The sequence below is a fragment of the Acidocella sp. genome (genome assembly GCF_050253495.1).
GTDB lineage: Bacteria > Pseudomonadota > Alphaproteobacteria > Acetobacterales > Acetobacteraceae > Acidocella.
The window spans coordinates 68,144-83,759 of sequence record NZ_JBFWIX010000014.1 but is presented as its reverse complement, the minus strand read 5'-3'; the positions used below and the strand labels follow the sequence as shown (position 1 = coordinate 83,759).

Annotated in this window: 13 protein-coding genes; 4 read left to right on the top strand and 9 right to left on the bottom strand. The window is 64.4% G+C overall.

What is annotated here, in order from left to right:
- From AB7D48_RS11865 to aroA, 4 genes are all read right to left on the bottom strand, one after another.
- Positions 1–555: amino acid ABC transporter permease (locus AB7D48_RS11865; RefSeq protein ID WP_427979303.1), on the bottom strand; the 555-nt coding region annotated here is incomplete at its 3' end.
- A gap of 181 nt (positions 556–736) precedes the next feature.
- Positions 737–1,549, bottom strand: coding sequence for a transporter substrate-binding domain-containing protein (locus AB7D48_RS11860; protein WP_427979301.1), 813 nt, complete (start codon positions 1,547–1,549; stop codon positions 737–739).
- A 140-nt stretch (positions 1,550–1,689) separates the two neighbouring features.
- The gene (gene cmk / locus AB7D48_RS11855) at positions 1,690–2,316 is read right to left on the bottom strand and encodes a (d)CMP kinase (RefSeq protein WP_427979298.1); all 627 of its coding nucleotides are present in this window, start codon (positions 2,314–2,316) and stop codon (positions 1,690–1,692) included.
- Positions 2,313–3,647 (bottom strand): 3-phosphoshikimate 1-carboxyvinyltransferase, encoded by a 1,335-nt coding sequence (gene aroA, locus AB7D48_RS11850; protein WP_427979295.1) that lies wholly within the window; start codon positions 3,645–3,647, stop codon positions 2,313–2,315. Before aroA ends, cmk begins: the two co-directional genes overlap by 4 nt.
- Positions 3,648–3,746: 99 nt before the next feature.
- Between aroA and AB7D48_RS11845 the strand changes: the two genes are divergently transcribed.
- A complete protein-coding gene (locus AB7D48_RS11845; RefSeq protein WP_427979292.1) occupies positions 3,747–4,076 on the top strand; it encodes an FYDLN acid domain-containing protein in 330 nt (109 codons plus the stop codon).
- 305 nt (positions 4,077–4,381) lie between these two features.
- Here the strand turns inward: AB7D48_RS11845 and AB7D48_RS11840 are convergent, their stop codons facing one another.
- From AB7D48_RS11840 to carA, 5 genes are all read right to left on the bottom strand, one after another.
- A complete protein-coding gene (locus AB7D48_RS11840; protein ID WP_427979289.1) occupies positions 4,382–5,578 on the bottom strand; it encodes a threonine ammonia-lyase in 1,197 nt (398 codons plus the stop codon).
- A gap of 1 nt (position 5,579) precedes the next feature.
- Positions 5,580–6,053 carry a transcription elongation factor GreA gene (greA, locus tag AB7D48_RS11835; protein ID WP_427979286.1) on the bottom strand — a complete coding sequence of 158 codons (474 nt, stop codon included), beginning with the start codon at positions 6,051–6,053 and terminating at the stop codon, positions 5,580–5,582.
- A 78-nt stretch (positions 6,054–6,131) separates the two neighbouring features.
- Positions 6,132–9,374 carry a carbamoyl-phosphate synthase large subunit gene (gene carB / locus AB7D48_RS11830; RefSeq protein WP_427979283.1) on the bottom strand — a complete coding sequence of 1,081 codons (3,243 nt, stop codon included), beginning with the start codon at positions 9,372–9,374 and terminating at the stop codon, positions 6,132–6,134.
- A gap of 71 nt (positions 9,375–9,445) precedes the next feature.
- Complete coding sequence (locus tag AB7D48_RS11825; protein ID WP_427979280.1) at positions 9,446–9,835, bottom strand: hypothetical protein; 390 nt, start codon at positions 9,833–9,835, stop codon at positions 9,446–9,448.
- Positions 9,835–11,163 carry a glutamine-hydrolyzing carbamoyl-phosphate synthase small subunit gene (gene carA, locus AB7D48_RS11820; protein WP_427979277.1) on the bottom strand — a complete coding sequence of 443 codons (1,329 nt, stop codon included), beginning with the start codon at positions 11,161–11,163 and terminating at the stop codon, positions 9,835–9,837. The genes AB7D48_RS11825 and carA overlap by 1 nt, the downstream gene beginning before the upstream one ends.
- Positions 11,164–11,246: 83 nt before the next feature.
- Between carA and AB7D48_RS11815 the strand changes: the two genes are divergently transcribed.
- The 3 genes from AB7D48_RS11815 to rpoD all read left to right on the top strand — a co-directional run bounded on the left by AB7D48_RS11815 (position 11,247) and on the right by rpoD (position 15,524).
- Positions 11,247–11,705, top strand: coding sequence for a GatB/YqeY domain-containing protein (locus AB7D48_RS11815; RefSeq protein ID WP_427979274.1), 459 nt, complete (start codon positions 11,247–11,249; stop codon positions 11,703–11,705).
- Positions 11,705–13,525: a DNA primase gene (gene dnaG, locus AB7D48_RS11810; RefSeq protein ID WP_427979272.1), complete on the top strand. Its 1,821-nt coding sequence runs from the start codon at positions 11,705–11,707 to the stop codon at positions 13,523–13,525. Before AB7D48_RS11815 ends, dnaG begins: the two co-directional genes overlap by 1 nt.
- A 79-nt stretch (positions 13,526–13,604) precedes the next feature.
- Positions 13,605–15,524 carry an RNA polymerase sigma factor RpoD gene (rpoD, locus tag AB7D48_RS11805; protein ID WP_427979269.1) on the top strand — a complete coding sequence of 640 codons (1,920 nt, stop codon included), beginning with the start codon at positions 13,605–13,607 and terminating at the stop codon, positions 15,522–15,524.
- Positions 15,525–15,616 lie beyond the last annotated feature (92 nt).

Sequence of the window (15,616 nt, the reverse complement as noted above, 5' to 3'; positions counted from 1 at the left end):
GGTCGCGGCGAACACGAACACGCCTTTATAGACCAGCTCGGCAACGCCGACGGGAGCCAGCAGCGAGGTGTCCTTGATCGTCAGTGCCGCCTGATTCACCAAGGGCGGGATCATTCTCTTGAAGGCCTGCGGCAGCACGATGTAGCGCATCGTCTGGAGCCCGGTCATTCCGATGCTCATCGCGGCTTCCTTCTGCCCCCTGTCGACGCCGAGAATACCGGCGCGGATGATCTCGGTGACATAGGCGCCCTCGTTCAGGCTCAGCGTGAGTGCCGCGGCCAGGATCGGATACATGAGCTGGCCGAACCATTGATTGACCGGCAAGATCGCGGGCAGGCCGAGAACGATGAAGAAAAGCTGTACCAGCAGCGGGGTGGAGCGGAAGATTTCGACATAGGCGGAAGCGATCCACCGCAGCGGCGCCACCGAGGAAAGACGCATGAGGGCGGCCACCAGCCCGATCACCACCATCAGGACGATGGCGACGATCGAATATTGGATGGTGAGCCATAACCCTCCCAGAATGACCGGAAGATTTTGCCAGACAACGCTCATGGTTCGGAACTACCTCACGCTTGCTGCCCCTGGAAGACACATCCCCAGACGATCCGTCCGGAAGCCCGATCGTCTGGGGATGCATCTTGAAGCACGATGTTCAGGGTTTGGCGCGGCGGCCTTGGCACCAAGGATGATACCGGTTGCCCATACCGGGCAACCGGCCGCCGCGAGCGGTATTTTAGTCCGAAACGGCGACGGCGGTGGGCGCCAGGGCTTCGTTCACCTCGCCGCTGACATCGCCGCCGAAATATTTCACGAAGAGCTGGTGATAAACACCGTCCTTCTTGATCTTGGCGAGGCCGTCATTGATCTTGGCGACCAGCGTGGGGTCCTTCTTGCTGATCGCGATGCCGTAATATTCGCCGGTCAGCAGCGGGCCCACGGTTTCCACGTTGGTATGCATCGTCTTGAAATTGACGTTGACCGGATTGTCGAAGATCACCGCGTCCGCACCGCCGGTTTCCAGCGCCTGATAGGCGGAATCGATGTTCTGGAACTGCTTGACATGGCTCATTTCGAAGCCGTGCTGCTGAAGATAATCGACCGAGGAGGTGGCCTTCTTGGTGGCGACCACATGTCCCTTCAGATCGGCGAAGCTCTTGATGCCGGAGCCCTTCTTCACCAGGATCGACAGGCCGGATTTATAGTAGGCGTCGCTGAAATCGACATTCTGCAACCGGCTGGTCTTGATGGTGATGCCGGCCACGGCGGCGTCCAGCGCGCCGGTCTGCAAGCTCGGAATGATACCGTTGAACGGCAATGTCTTGATCGTCACCGTCATGTCTTCAGCCTTGGCGATGGCTTTGATCATGTCGATGTCGAACCCGGTGACCTTGCCGTCCACCTCGGACTCGAAGGGGGGAAAGGTGGTGTCCGCGCCGACAACGATGTTGGTGCCGCTATCCGCGGCGCGGGCGATTTGCGGTGCCGCCATGTAGGTCAGGCCGAGCGCCAGCGGCGCGATCAGCGAGACGAATGTTTTGCGTTTCAAGATCGGCTCCTCTCGAAGAATTATGTCAGGCTGGAGCGATGGTACGAAATATCCCAGGATATTCGTGGTTAAACACTCATTGCCCCCTTAAAACACTATGCGGATGGACCGCTCTTGAAGTCAAGACAAGACCCAAACCGTCAGGGCTGGATCTTTCGGGTCACGATGGCGAGCGCGTGGGCAAAGGCCTCGTCCGCATTCATGCTGGTGGTATCAATGAGAATCGCATCCTCGGCGGGAATCAGCGGGGCCGCGGCGCGGCCGCGGTCCGCCTCGTCGCGCGCCGCCACGTCGGCGATCACCTTCGCCAGGCTCGTCGTCTCGCCCCTGGCGGCGAATTCGGCCTGGCGGCGTTTGGCGCGCGCTTCCACGCTGGCGGTCACGAACAGCTTCACATCCGCATGCGGAAAGATGACGGTGCCTATGTCCCGCCCATCCAGCACGGCGCCGTTGGCGTCGCCATAGGCGCGCTGATAGGCGAGCAGCGCGTCCCTCACCGCGGGGATGGAGGCGACTTGGCTCGCCGCCCTGGAGGTCGCGGCGTCGCGCAGATCCGTGCGGGCCGTGTCGGAGTCGCGCAGCGACATCGCCGCCCCCGTGGCGGCCAGCGCGTCGGCCGGGTCGCCGCCCGCCTCCAGCACGCGCTTGGCGGTGGCGCGGTAGAGCAGGCCGGTATCGAGATAAGGCAGCTTCAACGCGCCGGCCAGGCGCCGGGCCAGCGTCCCCTTGCCCGCGGCGGCCGGGCCATCGATGGCGATGATGATCATGCCGCCGCCATCTCCGCGCCCAGCCCGCGCATCAGCTTCAGGAAGCCGGGGAAGGAGGTGTCGATGAAACTCGCATCGTCGATCCGCACCGGCTCGCGCGAGGCCTGGCCCATCACCAGGGCGGACATGGCGAGGCGGTGGTCCATATGCGTCTCCACCAGTCCGCCGCCTTGAATCCCGCCATCGCCATGCACGATCAGATCGTCGCCCTCGATCTCCACCGCCACGCCGTTCACCCGCAGCAGGGCGGCGGTGGCGGTCAGGCGGTCGGATTCCTTCACCCGCAGCTCGGCCAGGCCCCGCAGGCGCGAGGTGCCGCGCGCGGCGGCGCAGAGCACGGCGAGGATGGGATATTCGTCGATCATGCTGGGCGCGCGTTCCGGGGGCACATCCACGCCGCGCAGCGTGGAAAAACCGGCGGTCAGGTCGCCCACGGGTTCCCCGCCCTCGGTGCGCTGGTCGGCCACGTCCAGCCTCGCCCCCATTTCGCGCAAGGTCAGAAACAGCCCCGTGCGCAGCGTGTTGAGCCCGGCATTGGCGATGGTGATCTCGCTGCCCGGCACCAGCAGCGCCGCGGCCACGGGAAAAGCGGCGGAGGAAGGGTCGCCCGGCACCGCGACATCGGCGGCGCGCAGTTCCGGCTGCCCCCTGAGGCGGATATGGCGGCCGGTGCCGGCCTGCGTCACGGTGACCTGCGCGCCGAAATGGCGCAGCATGTTCTCCGAATGGTCGCGGGTGGGCTCGGGCTCCTCCACCTCCGTATAGCCCGGGGCGTTGAGCCCGGCGAGCAGCACGGCGGATTTCACCTGGGCGGAGGCCACGGGCAGCCGGTAGGAGAGCGGCAGGGGGTCGCGCGCGCCGAGAATCGTCAGCGGCAGGCGGTTGCCCGCCCGGGCGAGGAATTGCGCCCCGGTGGCGCCCAGCGGGTCCACCACCCGGCCCATCGGGCGCTTGCGCAGGGAGGCGTCGCCGGTCATCACCGCATAAAGCGGATGGGTGGAGAGAATCCCCGCCAGCAGCCGCGCGGCGGTGCCGGAATTGCCCATGTCCAGCACGTCCGCCGGTTCGATCAGCCCGCCGAGTCCCCGCCCGCTCACCAGCCAGTCCGCGCCGTCGCGGGAAATATCAGCCCCCAGGGCGCGCATGGCGGCGGCGGTGCGCAGTACGTCCTCGCCCTCCAGCAGGCCGGAAATGCGGGTCTGGCCGACGGCGAGGGCGCCAAACATCAGGGCGCGGTGGCTGATGGATTTGTCGCCCGGCACCGTGGCCCGGCCGGAAAGCGGGCCGGTGGGCCGGCGGGAGAGATGGGGGCGGGGGGAATGCTGGTCCATGCGCGCGCGCTTAGCATGGCTGAGAGTGTTTGACATAGAAGCAATGGCATGGCATCGCGCCGCCCTTGATTGAAACGGCCCATTCATCCGAGGTTTGACATGGCGAAACCCGAACTTGGCGAAAAACACACCTGCGTCTCCTGTGGGGCGCGATTCTTTGATCTCGGCAAGGAACCGGCTTTGTGCCCCAAATGCGGCGCCGAGCAGCCGGTTGAGCAGCCGCGCCTGAAGCGCGCCGCGCCGTTGCCCGAGGAGCAGCAGAAGAAGGCCGCCAAGCCGGCGCATGATTCGGACGATTCGGATGTGGAAGTGCCCGATGACGGGGACGATGAGGATATTCTCGACGACGCCGACGATCTGGAGGATGATTCCGACGTGATCGACGCCGACATCGACGTGCAGACCGAAAATAACGACGACGAGCGCTGAGCCCCGGCCACGCTTGGCCTGCGCCCCTCCGCCCCGCTTGCTTCGGGGCGGATAAGCGGCGCGAGGCGGTTCAGACGCCCGCCGGGCGCCGCCGCGTTGCGGCGCAACCGGCCGGTAAATCGAGCCGATAAATCGAATTGATTGAAATTTTTGGCTTCGCGGGCTTGCTGGAGGCCCGCCCCTGAAATTCGTTGATGAATTTCAGGGATAAGCGGGATGGCTAAATGGCCGATAGCGGAGCGCGCCCTGCCGGATGGCCTCATCGAACCAGACCAAGCCGCGCGCCGGCGCGGCGGGAAAATACCCTAGAGCCGGCGCAGCACGAACACTTCCGCCAGCGATGCCTCGATGGCCTCGCCATGGGCCGCGTCGCGCGCCTCGATCATGACTTCAAGCTGGGCATCCTGGACCGAGGGGCTGGAGAAGAGCCGGTGATGCGCGACCTCCAATATATTGCCGCCCAGCGCGCCGATGCGCGCCGAGACTTCAGCCAGCATGCCGGGCCGGTCGGGCATTTCCAGCACCAGCCGCAGCATCCGCCCGTCGCGCAGCAGGCAGCGCATCAGCGTGTTGGCCAGAATGCGCGGGTCGATATTCGCCCCGCAGATGGAGATCCCCACTTTCTTGCCCCGGAAATATTCCGGAAAACTCATCACGGCGGCGAGCCCGGCGGCGCCAGCGCCTTCCGTCACCTGCTTGGCGTTTTCGACGAAGGCGTCGATGGCGCTCTCCACCGCATGTTCGGAGACCACCAGCACCGGGACTTGCAGCGTTTTCAGCACCGCCAGCGGGTTGGGGCCGATGTCACGCACGGCGATGCCCTCGGCGATGGTCGGCCCGCCAACCTTGATCTCCTCGCCCGCCAGCGCCTGGGCGAAGGCGGAATAGGCTTCCACCTCCACGCCGTAAATCTTGCAGTCGGGCCGCAAATGCCGCGCCACCGTGGCGCTGCCCGCGACCAGCCCGCCGCCGCCCGTCGCCACCACGATCGCGTCCAGATCCGGTACGTCTTGCAGCATTTCCAGCGCCATGGTGCCCTGGCCCGCCATCACCGCCGGGTCGTCGTAAGGGTGGATGAAGAACAGCCCCTCTTCCTTCTCCAGCCTGTGCGCCTCGGCGGCGGCCTCGGCCAGATTGTCGCCGTGCAGCACCACATTGGCGCCCCAGGCGGCGGTGCGCGTCACCTTGGTGGCGGGCGTGTGCCGGGGCATGACGATGCTGGCCTTGATGCCCGTTAGCGCCGCATGCCGGGCCACGGCCTGGGCATGGTTGCCCGCCGACATGGCGACGACCCCGCGCTGGCGCTCCTCTGGCGTCAGCAGGGCGATGCGGTTGGCGGCGCCGCGCTCCTTGAAGGCGCCGGTCGCCTGCAAATGGTCGTATTTGACATAGAGTTCCGCCCCGGTGAGGCGGGACAGCGCGTCGGAACGCAGGAAGGGCGTGCGCAGCACAGCACCCTGGATCCGCCGTGAGGCGGCCAGGACATCATCGTAAGTGATCATGTCAAACGTAGCTGATTTTCAGGATTTCGTAGGAGCGGTCGCCGCCGGGGGCGGGCACGGCCACGGTGTCGCCGACACGCTTGGAAATTAACGCCTTGGCGAGCGGAGAGGTCACGGAAAGCTTGGCCTGCTTGATGTCGGCCTCATATAGCCCGACGATCTGATAGGTCGCTTCCTGGTCCGTGTCCTCATCCACCACCAGCACCGTGGCGCCGAATTTCACCGTATCCCCGGTCAGGGCGGTGGGGTCGATCACCTCCACCGCCGAGACGATCTCTTCCAATTCCGAAATCCGCCCCTCGATGAAGGACTGGCGCTCGCGCGCGGCGTGATATTCGGCGTTCTCTGAGAGGTCGCCATGGGCGCGGGCTTCGGCAATGGCACGAATGATCGCCGGACGCTCAATGGCCCTGAGTGTCCGCAATTCGTCTTCGAGTGCCGCGAGACCAGCCGCGGTCATGGGAAATTTCTGCACTTTATCTCCTCAAGGGCGGGATGCCCCCGATGGGGGTTGCATGGCTGGCCGCCTCCGGCGCCTGAGCGCCGGAGCCGGTCAGAAGGATTGGTGAAAATACGACTGTAAGGGCGCGACTTCAAGAGTGCGGGACATCAGCGCCGCGATGGCGTGCGCCGCCGCCCGCGCGCCCGCTATGGTCGTGAAGTTCGGCACGCCGTGAGTCAGGGCCGAGCGGCGTATGTCGAAGCTATCCGCCACCGATTGCGCGCCCGAGGCGGTATTGATGATCAACTGCACATCGCCCGAGAGAATGGCGTCCACGCAATGCGGGCGTCCTTCCAGCACTTTATTGATGCGTTTCACCGGAATCCCGGCCTCGGCCAGGCATTGCGCCGTGCCGCCCGTGGCCAGGATGGCGAACCCCAGCTCCGCCAGGCGCCGCGCCACCGGCAGGATGGCGGGCTTGTCCGCGTCCTTCACCGAGACGAAGGCCGCCCCCGAGAGCGGCAGCTTCACCCCGGCGCCGAGCTGCGCCTTGGCGAAGGCGCGGGCGAAATTATTGTCCAGCCCCATCACCTCGCCGGTGGATTTCATTTCCGGCCCCAGCAGCGTGTCCACATTGGGGAAGCGCGCGAAGGGGAACACCGCCTCCTTCACCGCGACATGGCCGAGCGAGACGGAATCATCCAGCCCGAACCCGGCGAGCTTGGCGCCCGCCATCACCAGCGCGCCGATCTTGGCCACCGGCACGCCGGTGGCCTTGGCCACGAAGGGCACGGTGCGCGAGGCGCGGGGGTTCACTTCCAGCACATAGATCATGTCGCTCTGGATGGCGTATTGCACATTCATCAGCCCCACCACGCCCAGCGCCTTGGCCATGGCGACGGTCTCGGCCCGCAGTTCCGCGACGATGGCGGGTGAGAGCGAGTAAGGCGGCAGCGAACAGGCGGAATCGCCGGAATGGATGCCCGCCTCCTCGATATGCTCCATCACGCCCGCCACATACACGTCCGTGCCGTCGCAGATGCAGTCCACATCCACCTCGGAGGCTTCGTTCAGATACCGGTCGATCAGCACCGGATTATCGCCGGAAACGCGCACCGCCTCGCGCATATAGCGCTCCAGCCCGGAGCGGTCATACACGATCTCCATGGCCCGCCCGCCCAGCACATAAGAAGGGCGGATGATCACGGGGTAGCCGATCCGCTCGGCGATCGCCTCGGCCTGCTCGGTGGAGCGGGCGATGCCGTTATCGGGCTGGCGCAGGCCGAGTTTCTTCAGCAATTCCTGGAATCGCTCGCGGTCCTCCGCCAGATCGATCGCGTCGGCCGAGGTGCCGAGGATGGGAATGCCCGCCGCCTCCAGCGCCAAAGAGAGCTTCAGCGGCGTCTGCCCGCCATATTGCACGATGCAGCCCAGCAGCGTGCCCTTCTCCTGCTCCTTGCGCAGGAGCGAGATCACGTCCTCCGCGAAGAGCGGCTCGAAATAAAGCCGGTCGGAGGTGTCGTAATCGGTGGAGACGGTCTCCGGGTTGCAATTGACCATGATGGTCTCATACCCGGCCTCGCGCAGCGCATAGGCGGCATGGACGCAGCAATAATCGAACTCGATGCCCTGGCCGATGCGGTTGGGCCCGCCGCCCAGGATCACCACCTTGCGCTTGTCCGAAACCTCCGCCTCGTCCAGCGGCGTGCCGTAGGAGCCCTCATAGGTCGAATACATATAAGAGGTGGCGGAGGCGAATTCGCCGGCACAGGTGTCGATGCGCTTATAGGCCGGGGTGACGTTCAGCTTCAGCCGCTGCGCCGTCACCGCGCTTTCCTTCTGTCCGGTGAGCTGGGCCAGGCGCTTATCGGCGAAACCCAAGGATTTCAGCCGGCGCAGGCCGAACGCATCGCGCGGCAGGCCGTTTGCCTTCACCTCGGTCTCGGCGGCGATGAGGTCTTGCATCTGCTCCAGAAACCACGGGTCGAACTTGGTGGCGGCGTGCACCTCCTCCACCGAGAGCCCGGCGCGCAGCGCCTGGGCGGCCACCAGCAGCCGGTCCGGGCGTGGGGTGGAGAGTGCCGCGCGGAACGCATCCGCCCCGCCATCGCCAGGGGCGGGGATTTCATCCAGCCCGGAAAGTCCGGTTTCCAGCGAGCGCAGGCCCTTTTGCAACGCCTCCTGGAAATTCCGGCCGATCGCCATCGCCTCGCCCACCGACTTCATGGAGGTGGAGAGCAAGGCCGGGGTGCCGGGGAATTTCTCGAAGGTGAAGCGGGGGATCTTGATGACGACATAGTCGATCACCGGTTCGAAGCTCGCGGGGGTCGCCTTGGTGATGTCGTTCTGCAACTCGTCCAGCGTGTAGCCCACGGCCAGCTTCGCCGCCACCTTGGCGATTGGAAAGCCCGTGGCCTTGGAGGCCAGCGCCGAGGAGCGCGAGACGCGCGGGTTCATCTCGATGACCACCATGCGGCCATCTTCCGGGTTGATGCCGAACTGCACGTTGGAGCCGCCCGTCTCCACGCCGATACGGCGCAGGCAGGCGATGCTCGCATCGCGCATGATCTGATATTCCTTGTCGGTGAGCGTCAGCGCCGGGGCGACGGTGACGGAGTCGCCCGTATGCACGCCCATCGGGTCGATATTCTCGATGGCGCAGATGATAATGCAGTTATCCGCCTTGTCGCGGACCACCTCCATCTCGTACTCCTTCCAGCCGAGCACGGATTCCTCCACCAGCACTTCATCGGTCGGCGAAGCCTCGATGCCGCCCAGGCAGATTTCGAAGAATTCCTCACGGTTATAGGCGATGCCGCCTCCCGTGCCGCCAAGTGTGAAACTGGGGCGGATGACCGCCGGCAGGCCGACAATCTCAAGTGCCGCGGCGGCTTCCTCGCGCGTGTGGGCGATGGCGGATTTCGGGCCCATCACGCCGATCTCGGCCATCGCGTCGCGGAATTTCAAACGGTCCTCGGCACGGTCGATCACCTCGGCCTTGGCGCCGATCAGTTCCACGCCGAGCCTGTCCAGCACGCCGGACTTGGCGAGGGACATGGCGGTGTTCAGCGCCGTCTGCCCGCCCATGGTCGGCAGCAGCGCGTCCGGCTTCTCCTTGACGATGATTTTTTCCACCATCTCCGGGGTGATCGGCTCGATATAGGTGGCATCCGCCAGCGACGGATCGGTCATGATCGTCGCCGGGTTGGAGTTCACCAGAATGACGCGGTAGCCCTCCTCACGCAGCGCCTTGCAGGCCTGCGCGCCGGAATAATCGAACTCGCAGGCCTGGCCGATGACGATCGGCCCGGCGCCGATGATCATGATGGATTTGATGTCTGTGCGTTTGGGCATGGAAAATTCCTAGATAGACTATTTGAGTTTTCAAAATTCAATGGAGTTTCTGGTTTAAGATTTTAGAATTCTCACAAGATAAATTTGAACATTTGAAACTCAATTCCTTCGTCGGAGTTGTCTGGTCGTGGTTTAATGTCGTTCCTGATAGCTTTCATCAGAGGAGTCAGGTGCCGTTTATCGAGGTGATCTTTTTGGAATTGAAAGAGGACTTTCAACACTTCTGGTAAAGCGATCAACATCAGGCTATGCGAAGCGTCTAAATAACGATCTTGAGCATGGTTGTCTGCTCTGCCCTCAACTATTCCTGATATGGCGGTAACGTATTCGCGATAAATTTCTAACTTTAGCTTCCGCCAATCAGCCTCCCGGTCGCGGCGGCTATTATTGGTTGTAGTTAGAATTGCAACCAATAAAGCCGCTACAGCACCAATAAGAGCGGAAGTAAGCGTAACGATCATCAGCCCATCAGCTCAACAAACCGCTTGAACAGATACGCGCTATCGCTCGGCCCTGGGCTCGCTTCCGGGTGATACTGCACGGAGAATACCTTCTTCGCCTTGCAGGCGATGCCTTCGTTCGAGCCGTCGAACAGCGAGACATGCGTCACCTCGACCCCTTCGGGCAGGCTCTTCTCATCCACCGCGAAGCCGTGATTCTGCGAGGTGATTTCCACCTTGCCGGTGGTCAGATCCTTCACCGGCTGGTTGGCGCCGCGATGGCCGCGCTCCATCTTGTAGGTCTTGCCGCCCAGCGCCGTCGCCAGCAATTGGTGGCCAAGGCAGATGCCGAAAATCGGCACGCCCGTCTGCATGAGGCCCTGAATGGTCGCCACGGCATATGTCGCCGTGGCCGCCGGGTCGCCCGGGCCGTTGGAGAGAAACACGCCATCGGGGGTCAGCGCGAGAATCTGCTCGGCCGTATAGGTGGCGGGCACCACCGTCACCTGGCACCCGGCGGAGGCCAAGGAGCGCAGGATATTGCGCTTGGCGCCATAATCGATGGCCACCACGCGCTTGCCGCCATTGGTTTCCGCGAAGCCGTTTTCCCAGCTCCAGACGCCATCGGCCCATTTATAGGCTTGGGTGCAGGAAACCTCCTTGGCCAGATCCAGCCCTTCCAGCCCGGCCCAGTCGGCGGCCTGCTTGGCCAGCGCCTTGAGGTCGAACTTGCCGTCTTCCGGGTGGCACAGCACGGCGCTCGGCGCGCCCAGATCGCGGATGCGCAGGGTCAAGGCGCGCGTATCCACCCCGGAAATGCCGGGAATGTTCATCGCCTTCAGCCAGCCGCCCAGATCGTTCGTGGCGCGGTAATTGGAGGGGGCGGTGAAATCCTCTTTCGTCACCAGCCCACGCGCGAAAATCTGCGGCGCCTCCATATCCTCCTTGTTCGTCCCCACATTGCCGATATGCGGAAAGGTGAAGGTGACGATCTGCCCGGCGAAGGAAGGGTCCGTGAGGGTTTCCTGATAGCCGGTCATGCCGGTGGAGAAGCACAATTCGGAGGGCGCGGTGGTGGTGAAAGCGCCAAACCCCCGGCCCCAGAAGGCCGTGCCATCCGCCAGCACCAGGGCGGCGGTGGCACCGGGCGGGGCCTCGCCGCTTTCCGCCGTGCCCGAAAAATCTTCCCACGCCAGGCCGGTTGCGGCCATAATGGCGGGCCAGTGGCGCGGCGGGATGGACCCGGCGCTGCGCCATTTGCGAACGGCTTCGGGGGAGACGCCGGTCAGTTGCGCGGCGGCCTCGTTGCCGCCGAGGCGGCGCAGTATATCTTCGATGGGCGTGTGCATGGCGCCCTTCTAGCGGAATTTTACTCCGCCCTCAACGATACTATATAGGTGCCGGAAATTTTTTCCGGACTGGAGAGACCGAAGTGAGCCTACGTGAAAAACTGACCGCCGCCGTGAAGGAATCGATGCTGGCCCGCAATGCGGAGCGCACATCGGCCCTGCGCATGATCCAGGCGAAGCTGAAGGACACCGATATCGCCGCCCGCCCCAAGGGCGTGGAGCAGGTGCCGGACGAGGAGATTTTGGCCATGCTGCGCTCCATGATCAAATCCCGCCGGGACTCCGTGGCGCTTTACCGCCAGGGCGGGCGTGAGGAGCTGGCCGCGAAGGAAGAGCATGAGATCGCCGTGATTGCCGAATTCCTGCCCCAGGCTCTGGAAGGCGCCGCGCTGGAGGCGGCGGTCAAGGAGGCCGTGGCCGCCACGGGGGCGGCGGGCATGAAGGATATGGGCAAGGTGGTCGGCGCGCTGAAGGCCAAGCATGGCGCGGCCTTGGACATGGCCGTGGCCTCCGCCGCGGTGAAGGCGGCCCTGGCCGGCTAATGGCGCTTCCGGCCAATTTTCTCGACGAGCTGCGCGCCCGCGTGCCGATCGCCACGGTGATCGGCCGCAGCGTGAAGCTCACGCGCTCCGGCCGGGAGCGTAAGGGGTGCTGCCCCTTCCATGGGGAAAAGACCCCGTCTTTTTATGTCTATGACGATCATTACCATTGCTTTGGCTGTGGCGAGCATGGGGATGTCATCACCTTTGTGATGAAAACCACCGGCGCGTCCTTCATGGAGGCGGTGGAGGATCTGGCTGGTCAGGCCGGGCTGGAAGTGCCCAAGCCCACCCCCCAGGCGGCGCAGGCGGAACAGCGCCGGGCCGGGCTTTCCGAAGTGCTGGAGCTTGCCTGCCGGGAATATCAACTCTGGCTTTGGGGGCAGGAAGGCCGCGCGGCGCTGGACTATCTGCGTGGGCGCGGACTGGCGGAGGACACCATCCGCCGTTTCCAGCTCGGCTGGTCGGGCGAGGGGCGGGGGCAGCTTGCCGCCGCCTTGCGCGGGCGGGACATCAAGCCGGACCAGCTCATCGAGGCCGGGTTGATGAAACAGGGGGAGCGCGGCCCGGCGGATATGTTCTTCGGCCGGGTGATGTTTCCCATCCGCGACCGGCGCGGGGCGTTGATCTCCTTTGGTGGGCGCATCATGGGCGATGGCCAGCCCAAATATGTCAATGGCCCGGAAACCGCGCTGTTTTCCAAGCGCCGCTCGCTATACGGGCTCAATCTGGCGCGCGAGGCCATCCGCAAGGGGGCCGCGATGATCGTCGTCGAGGGGTATATGGATGTCATCGCCCTGGCCCAGGCCGGGTTTGGGGGGGCGGTGGCGCCGCTTGGCACCGCTTTGACCGAGGAGCATCTGGAGGAGATCTGGCGGCTGACCCCCGAGCCGGTCATCTGCTTCGATGGCGACGCGGCGGGCCAGCGCGCGGCGCTGAAAACCGCCGAACTGGCGCTGACCCAGCTCAGCCCTGAAAAATCCCTGAAGCTCCTGCGCCTGCCGGCCAAGGACGACCCGGACAGCCTGATCAAGCGGGGGGGCAAGCCGGCTTTCGAGGCGGAGCTGGCCAAGGCCCAGCCGCTCTCGGCGGTGCTGTTTGGCATGCTGAGGGCCGGGCAGGATGTCGCCACCCCGGAAGGGCGCGCGCGCTTGCGCCAGCGCCTTGCCGCCGCCGCCAACTCGATTCCGGACAAGATGCTGGCGGGTGAATACCGCACGGCGCTGATGGATGAGTTTTTCGCCGGCCGGACCCGCCCGGCCCGGTCCGCGTTCACGCCGGGCGGCAGGGGGCGTTTCGCGCCCGCACCGCCGCCCGTGGCCCTGCCGCCGCGCGCCGCTCCCGACGCGCGGGCCGCTCAGGCGCGCCGCGCCAAGCTGATGCTGGCGGTTCTGCTGGCGTTTCCCATGCTGATTCCGGAGGTGGAGGAGGCTTTTTCCCATGTCCGGCTACAGCCGGAGGAGGAAGTGCTGCGCGAGGCGCTGCGAGATTTCGTTTCACGGGCCAAAACCCTTGACACGGCCTCTTTGTTCACCCATCTCGACAGCCTCGGCCTGGGCGGGCCGGCGCGGGCCTTGCGCGAGGATGCGAATGCCGAATTCCGTCTCGCGCCGGAGGCGAGCCCGGCGGAAGCCGCGCGGAACTGGTGGAGCTTGTATGAATTGATGGATTTCAGCATCGACATGTTGCGGACGCAGCGTGACGAGGCCCAGGCCCTATGGCTCGCCAATCCGGACGACCGCGCCGCCTGCGAGAGGCTGGTGCGCTATAATGAACTTCTGGCCCGCGCCCGCTCGGGTGCCGCCGGAAATGAAGATTTCTGACTCAAACCGGGCAAGGTTGTTGCCTATTTATTGACTTGTAAAATATACGAGCCGCTTAGACCGGAGACTTGATCTGACCATGGCCACCAAGCCGACCGCCACCACGGAAAACGCCACCCCCGAGGCCGAGGCCGACGCCAACGTGCTGGACACCCAGTCCGCCGCCGTCAAAAGGCTGATCGCCAAGGGCAAGGAGCGCGGCTACATCACCTTCGATGAGCTGAATGCGGTTCTGCCCGCTGAGCAGAACAGCTCCGAGCAGATTGAAGACATCATGGCGATGCTCAATGAAATGGGCATCCAGGTCGTGGAATCCGAGGAGAACGACGAAACCGAGGCCGCCGCCGCCCCCAAGGACGAGCAGAACGAGGAGGATGAGCAGGCCGGCAACATCTCCGAGGCCTCCGTCAGCCGCACGGACGACCCGGTGCGCATGTATCTGCGCGAGATGGGCACGGTGGAGCTGCTCTCGCGCGAGGGCGAGATCGCCATCGCCAAGCGCATCGAGGCCGGGCGGGACATGATGATCCGGGGCTTGTGCGAAAGCCCCCTGACGTTCCGCGCGATTATCGCCTGGCACGAGGCGTTGAACAATGGCCGGGTGCTGCTGCGCGACGTGATCGATCTGGAGGCCATGCAGAACGGCGCCGAGCCGAGCGACGAGAGCTTCGAGAACGAGAATAACGAGAATAACGAGGAGATGGAGGAGGATGAGGAAGGCGAAGGCGCCGGCATGTCCCTCTCCGCCCTGGAAGAGAAGCTGAAGCCGGAAATCTTCCAGAATTTCGACGAGATCGAGAAGCTCTACGACAAGCTCTCGAAAATGCAGACCAAGCGCATCGAGACCCTGACCGCCGGCGAGGATGTGAATTCCCGCTCCGAGAAGGCTTATGAGAAGCTGCGCGACGAGCTGGTGGCCAAGGTGGAGCAGGTGCGCCTGCATAATAACCGCATCGAGGAGCTGGTGGCCCAGCTCAAGGTGCTCAACCAGAGGCTGAACGGGCTGGAGGGGCAGCTGCTCCGCCTGGCCGAGAGCACCAAGGTGAGCCGCGAGGATTTTCTGTCGCATTATCGCGGCAATGAGATGGATCCGAACTGGCTGGCCCATATGGCCGAGATGCCGGGCAGGGGCTGGAAGGATTTCGTCAAGAAGCATGAGGGCCAGGCTGGCGAGCTGCGCGCCCAGATCGGCAAGGTGGCGGCCGAGGCCGGGCTGCCGATTGAGGAATTTCGCCGGGTTTATACCACCGTCTCGCGTGGCGAGCGTGATTCCACGCGCGCCAAGAAGGAGATGATCGAGGCCAATCTGCGCCTGGTCATCTCCATCGCCAAGAAATACACCAACCGCGGGCTGCAATTCCTGGATCTGATCCAGGAGGGCAATATCGGCCTGATGAAGGCGGTGGATAAGTTCGAGTACCGGCGCGGTTATAAGTTCAGCACCTATGCCACGTGGTGGATCCGCCAGGCGATCACCCGCTCCATCGCCGACCAGGCCCGCACCATCCGGATTCCGGTGCATATGATCGAGACGATCAACAAGCTGGTGCGCACCTCGCGCCAGATGCTGCACGAGATCGGCCGCGAGCCGACTCCGGAGGAGCTGGCCGAGAAGCTCGGCATGCCGCTGGAGAAGGTGCGCAAGGTGTTGAAGATCGCCAAGGAACCGATCTCGCTCGAAACGCCGATCGGCGACGAGGAGGACAGCCATCTGGGCGATTTCATCGAGGACAAGGCGGCGATCATTCCGCTGGATGCGGCGGTGCAGGCCAATCTGCGCGAGGCGGCGACGCGCGTGCTCTCCAGCCTGACCCCGCGCGAGGAGCGTGTGCTGCGCATGCGCTTTGGCATCGGCATGAATACCGACCATACGTTGGAAGAGGTGGGGCAGCAGTTCAACGTCACGCGAGAGCGTATCCGCCAGATCGAGGCGAAGGCGCTGCGCAAGTTGAAGCACCCCTCGCGCTCGCGCAAGCTGCGCAGCTTTTTGGATGATTGATAAAGGTTTTTGGCGCGGCTTTTTTCAAAACGCCGCAAAACGCCACCCTTCCTGAAAAAAGGGGCGGCACCCCAAAAACTTTTGAAACTCTG

Coding starts and splice junctions, on each gene's coding strand:
- dnaG (WP_427979272.1), top strand. CDS start 11,705: ATGGCGCTTCCGGCCAATTTTCTCGACGAGCTGCGCGCCCGCGTGCCG.
- cmk (WP_427979298.1), bottom strand. CDS start 2,316: ATGATCATCATCGCCATCGATGGCCCGGCCGCCGCGGGCAAGGGGACG.
- aroA (WP_427979295.1), bottom strand. CDS start 3,647: ATGGACCAGCATTCCCCCCGCCCCCATCTCTCCCGCCGGCCCACCGGC.
- carB (WP_427979283.1), bottom strand. CDS start 9,374: ATGCCCAAACGCACAGACATCAAATCCATCATGATCATCGGCGCCGGG.
- AB7D48_RS11840 (WP_427979289.1), bottom strand. CDS start 5,578: ATGATCACTTACGATGATGTCCTGGCCGCCTCACGGCGGATCCAGGGT.
- carA (WP_427979277.1), bottom strand. CDS start 11,163: ATGCACACGCCCATCGAAGATATACTGCGCCGCCTCGGCGGCAACGAG.
- AB7D48_RS11825 (WP_427979280.1), bottom strand. CDS start 9,835: ATGATCGTTACGCTTACTTCCGCTCTTATTGGTGCTGTAGCGGCTTTA.
- AB7D48_RS11845 (WP_427979292.1), top strand. CDS start 3,747: ATGGCGAAACCCGAACTTGGCGAAAAACACACCTGCGTCTCCTGTGGG.
- rpoD (WP_427979269.1), top strand. CDS start 13,605: ATGGCCACCAAGCCGACCGCCACCACGGAAAACGCCACCCCCGAGGCC.